The following is a 5,810-nucleotide window of genomic DNA, read 5'->3' as shown; positions in this document are numbered from 1 at the left end:
ACTCCAGCGCGGTGTCGTTGAACGCCACCAGCAGTTGCTCACGTTCGCCTTCCGGTAGGATCGACAGGCTTTGCAGCGACGCTTGCGGCGTATGTTCCAGTGCTTCCAGCAACTGCTCCAGCGCCGTGCGCATGTAGCCACACACCCGCTGCGCACCAACCGAGGATGTCACCAACGCGGTCAGCTTGAAGCCTTCGCCCTGGTCGTCGACGTTCAGCGTCAGCGGATAGTTGGTGCGTTCTTCCTCACTGAGGATATGGATACCCTGCCAGGCCTGCATGGCCTGTTCGGACACACTGCCCACGGCGCTATGCCGGTAATTGAGCAGGGCGCTGAACAGCGGCAGTGGCGCGGCCACGCCACTGCAGCGCTGGGCCAATGCCAGGGACGCATGCTCATGCCCCAGCAACGCGGTCAACCGCGCATGGGTCGCCTTGACTCCGGCGCGTACCCCCTGCCCACCTAGCGCGACCCGCAGCGGCAAGGTGTTGATGAACATCCCCAGCGCCCGGTCGGCGCCCTCGCCGCCCTGCATCCGGCCCATCAGCACGGTGCCGAACACCACATCCTGCCGGCCCGAAACCTTGCCCAGCACCTCGGCCCAGGCCAGGTGCATCAGGCTCGCGGCACTCACCCCCAGGTGCCGGGCCTGAGCGCGCAGGCCCTGGTCCAGCCGGCTGTCCAGCAGCAGGCTGGCCTCGTCGATATCCCGACCCTCGCCCTGCACGTCCTGCAACCCGAACGGCAGGGTCGGTTCGTCGACCTCGCCGAGCATGTCACGGAAAAACGCTTCGTGATCGGCCTGGCTCATACCCAGGCGCGCCTGGGCCACATAGTTGCGATACGGCACCGGTGCCGGCAGGGTTTGGGCCTCGCCCAGCAGCCAGGCCTGCATTTCATGTTGCACCACCTCCATCGCCATATGGTCCAGGGCCATGTGATGGAACAGCAGCATCGCGGTGATGCGCCGGTTGAGCGGATCTTCGGCATAGGCCAGACGCATCAGTGGAGCCTGGCCGATGTCCAGGCGGTAGTGCCGGGGGTCGAAACGGCCATGCAGTTGCGTGCCGATATCACCGGCCGCCGGGTCGAGCTCGAGCGCATCCAGGTGCAGTCTCGACTGGCGCCAGACCACTTGCACAGGCGCATCCAGGCCTTCCCAGACCACCCCGGTGCGCAGGATGTCATGGCGGTCGATGACCGTCTGCAAGGCCTGGACAAAGGCGTCCAGGCGCGGGTGATCGTCGAAGGCGAACTGCGCCTGCAAGACATAGGGGTCACCCTGCCCGGCGGCCAGGTGGTGATAGAGAATCCCCTCCTGCAACGGCGCCAGCGGATAGATATCCTGCACATTCGCGACACCACCGGGTACCGTCGCCACCACCCGGTCGATCTGCGCCTGGGTCAGGCTGACCAGTGGCAGCAGGTCCGGGGTGATCCGCGCGCAATCCTGCGCAATCAGGTTGGCCGGCACGCTGATCTCGCGTCCGCCTCCCACGGCGGCGGCCAGGGCCGACAGGGTCGGCTGGCTGAACAGCACGCGCACGTCGGCACTCAGGCCCAACTGGCGCATGCGTTCGATCAGGCTCACCGCCAGCAGCGAATGGCCGCCCAGTTCGAAGAAGTGATCGTTGCGCCCGACACGCTCGACCTTGAGCAGGTCGGCCCACAGCTGTGCCAGGGTGGTTTCCAGGTCGCCCTCGGGCGCCTCGAACTCGCGACTGGCATAGGCGTCGGCGTCCGGCGCCGGCAAGGCGCGGCGATCCAGCTTGCCGTTGGCGGTGAGCGGGAACGACTCCAGGATCACGAAGGCACTCGGCACCATGTATTCGGCCAGGGACGCCGCCAGCTCGCTGCGCAGCGCAGGCACCGACAAGACGTTGCCTGGCTCGCCAACCAGATAGGCCACCAGGCGCTTGTGCCCGGACTCGTCCTGGCGGGCCAGCACCAGTGCTTCCCTGACGCCCGCGCAGGCGGCCAGGCGTGCCTCGATCTCCCCCAGTTCGATGCGGAAACCGCGAATCTTCACCTGATCGTCGTTACGCCCGAGGTACTCGACAACACCGTCCGCGTTCCAGCGCGCGAGGTCGCCGGTACGATACATCAGCGCCCCGGCCTGGTCGCTGAACGGGTCGGCGATGAATTGCGTGGCGTTCAGTTCCGGCCGGTTCAGATAGCCCTTGGCCACGCCCTGCCCGCCGATATACAGCTCGCCGGCCACGCCCACCGACACCGGTTGGCGCAAGGCATCGAGGATATAGACCTGGCTGTTGCCGATCGGCCGGCCGATGGGAATCGCGCCGTTGCCGACCGAGGTGATTTCATGGGTGGTGGAAAAGGTCGTGGCTTCGGTCGGGCCGTAGCCGTTGAGCAGATGCCCGGGGGCACCTTCGGCCAGCACCCGGGCGATCACCGAAGGATCCAGCACATCGCCACCGACGATCAGGTAGCGCAATTGTGCGAAGGCGCCCATCAGGCCGGCGGCATACTGATGGAACAGGCCGGCGGTCATCCACAGCACGCTGACCGACTGGGCCAGCAGCAGGGCCCGGAAATCCTCCAGGGACAGCAACACCGACTGTTCCACCACCACCACGCAACCGCCGTTGAGCAGCGGTGCCCAGACATCCAGGGTACTGGCGTCGAAGGCCGGGTTGGAGGCGAAGGCCACCCGATCCTGCCTGTTGAAATCGGCGTAGCCGTTGTTGAGCACCAGGCGGCTCACCGCGCGGTGCGGCACCAGTACCCCCTTTGGGGTTCCGGTGGAGCCGGAGGTGTACATGATGTACGCCACCGACTCGGCGCCCGACAGCGACTGCGGGTTCGGCACGTCGGTGGCCAGCGCCAGCAGGTCCAGATCCACCCGCCGGACACCCTCCGGCACCTCGCTGGAGCCGCGGGTCAATACCTGTCGCGCCTCGCTGTCATGCAACATGAACGCCTGGCGCTCGGCGGGAGCATTGATATCGAGCGGCACATAGGCCGCGCCGCACTTGAGGATCGCCAACTGGCCGGCCAGCAGGTCGAAGGAACGCTCCAGCAGCAGGCCCACGCGATCGCCCGGCTGTACCCCGAGACCGGCCAGATGCTGCGCCAGGGCATTGGCCCGGCCGTTGAGTTGCCGGTAGGTCAATGCCTGCCCGCCCTGCACGGCAGCCAGCGCATCGGGCTGCGCCGCCACCTGCTCCTCGAACAGCTGTACCAGGCTGCTGTGCCGTGGATAGTCACGCGCCGTGGCATTGAAGCCATGCAGCACCTGCTGGCGCTCGGCGGCCGAGAGGATCTCCAGTTGCTGCAACGGTGTCTGCGGCGCTTGCTCCAGGGCTTCCACCAGCGCCGCGAGGGCCGCCAGCATATAGTCACCGATACGTTGCGCACCGATCTCCACCAGGGTCTGGACCGCCAGGCTGAACCCCTCGCCAAGATCGTCCACCGACAGGGTGATCGGATAGGTGCTCTGCTCGTCGCCACCCAGGCTCTGCAAGCCGGCCCAGGCCCGGGCGGTCTCGGCCGAGACCTGCGAGCCGGTGGCGCTGTGGCGGTAGTTGAGCAGCGAGCTGAACAAGGGCGTCGGGGCAGCCACCCCACTGCAACGCTGGGCCTGGGCCAGGGACGCGTGTTCATGACCGAGCAAGGCGGTCAGGCGTGCGTGGGTGGTCCTGACCCCTTCGCGGACTGCGTGCCCCTCGAGTTTCACCCGCAACGGCAGGGTGTTGATGAACATGCCCAACGCCCGGTCGGCGCCCTTGCCGCCCTGCATCCGGCCCATCAGTACGGTGCCGAACACCACATCGGACTTGCCCGACACGGCCCCCACCACCCGCGCCCACGCCAGGTGATGCAGGCTGGCGGCACTGACGCCCAACTGGCGGGCCTGGTCGCGCAGACGCCGGCTCAGATCGGCGTCGACAGGAAGGTGCAGCTCTTCGATCCGCGGGTTGCCACCAGGTATTTCCGCTACGCCAAATGGCAGGGTCGGCTCATCGACGTCCGCCAGCATGTCGCGGAAAAAGCCTTCATGGGCATCGGCGCCGGCACCGAGCCGGACCTGTGCCACATAGTTGCGGTAGGGCACCGCCTCGGGCAGCGCGTGACCTTCGCCGAGCAGGTAGGCCTGCATTTCGTATTGCACCAGCTCCAGCGCGGCATGGTCGATGGCGATGTGGTGGAACAGCAGGAGCGCGACCCAGCGTGCATTGGCCCGGTCCTCGGCGCACACCAGGCGCATCAGCGGGGCCTGGCGCAGGTCCAGGCGGTAATGCCGGGGATCGAAACGCTCACACAGGCGGGTCTCGATATCACTGTCGCCGGGTGCCAGGGCGACTTCCTCCACCGCCAGCGTCGCCTCGCGCAGGACCACCTGCATTGGCTCATCGAGGCCTTCCCAGACCATCGCCGTGCGCAGGATATCGTGCCGGTCGATCACCGCCTGCAGGGCCTGGGCGAAATCGTCGAGACGTTCGCGGCTCTCGGCCGCGAACAACGAACGCAATACATAGGGATCGCCCTGCCCGGCGGCCAGGTGATGGTAGAGAATCCCCTCCTGCAGGGGCGCCAGCGGGTAGATGTCCTGCACGTTGCCGGCTCCGCCCGGCACCGATTCGACAATCCGGTCGATGGCGGCCTGGCCAAGGTTGGCCAACGGCAACATCTGCGGCGTGATGCGCAAGGCCGGACTCAGCCATTCCCCTCCGTTTCGAGCCACCAGCCTGAGCAGTTCCGCCTTGTGCACGACCAGGCTATCGAAGACGGCGCTGTCAAGGCCCTCGTCGTCACCAAGAATCACCAGATTGTCTTCTTCCAGTTGAAGGCCAATCGCGTGCGTGGAAAGAACTGCCATCAATTCGCTGAAGTGCATCGAATAACCTACTGTTTATCATGTCGGAGAGGGTTGACAACCCAAGGGCTCGGTGTCGGAGACAGCGTTCGCGCGATAAAAACGGAGGGGCTTCGAGGTTCGAAGACAGCATGGCAATCGGGATGCAGGCGTGACCGGCGCCGCGGCGGCAAATGCCGGCGGACCACTGACACATGCGAAACAACCCCTATTCGCCATGCTCCCCACAGGCCTCGAAAATTAGAGCATCCACTTGGGACTGTCTGTCATGGGAAGCCGGGACAAGGCTCGGCCCTGCGAGAGTTCGACGTGTTGCCAGGGGGATGGGGGGGAGAAAAACGGCTCCGTACCCGACCGATCGGCAATCGGTCGGGTACGGAGCCAGGGCTTCAGATAACGCGTTTGCGCTTGAGTGTCGGAACCTTCGCCTGCGGTACCTCCACCTGTTGTGTCGTACCCACCGACGCGGCTACCTGGGCCAGTGTCGGCTGGCCGAACAGCACCCGGACATCGGCTTCCAGGTCCGCCTGGCGCATACGCTCGATCAGGCTGACCGCCAACAGCGAATGCCCACCCAGCTCGAAGAAGTGGTCATGCCGCCCCACCCGCTCGACCTGGAGCAGATCCTCCCAGAGCGCCGCCAGCTTGATCTCCACCTCACCCACCGGGGCCTCGTAGACACGCGAAGCGTAGGCGCTGCTGTCCGGTGTCGGCAGAGCCTTGCGGTCCAGCTTGCCGTTGGGGGTCAGGGGCAACCGCTCGAGCTGCACATAGGCCGCGGGCAGCATGTAGTCCGGCAGCAATCCGCGCAGATAAGTGCGCAGGTTGCCGCTGTCGGACACAAGCCCCGTACCGGCCGGAGTGAAGTACGCCACCAGGCGGGTTTCTCCCGGCACGTCCTCCCGGGCCATCACCACCGCCTCACGCACGTCGGCGTGCCTGGCCAGACGCGCCTCGATCTCGCCCAGTTCGA

The 5,810-nt window shown here is 66.2% G+C and carries 2 protein-coding genes; both read right to left on the bottom strand.

Annotated features, from left to right (window positions below):
- The coding region (locus PF66_RS30650) for a non-ribosomal peptide synthetase (protein ID WP_152973124.1) at positions 1-4,858 on the bottom strand (4,858 nt) is incomplete at its 3' end.
- Positions 4,859-5,226: 368 nt separating this feature from the next.
- Positions 5,227-5,810, bottom strand: a 584-nt coding sequence (locus PF66_RS33600) for a phosphopantetheine-binding protein (RefSeq protein WP_275044513.1), incomplete at its 5' end; no start/stop codon positions are given.

Source organism: Pseudomonas asplenii, from assembly GCF_001293465.1.
Lineage (GTDB): Bacteria > Pseudomonadota > Gammaproteobacteria > Pseudomonadales > Pseudomonadaceae > Aquipseudomonas > Aquipseudomonas fuscovaginae_B.
The sequence above is the reverse complement of the archived record's forward strand: the minus strand, read 5'-3'. Positions and strand labels throughout refer to the sequence as shown.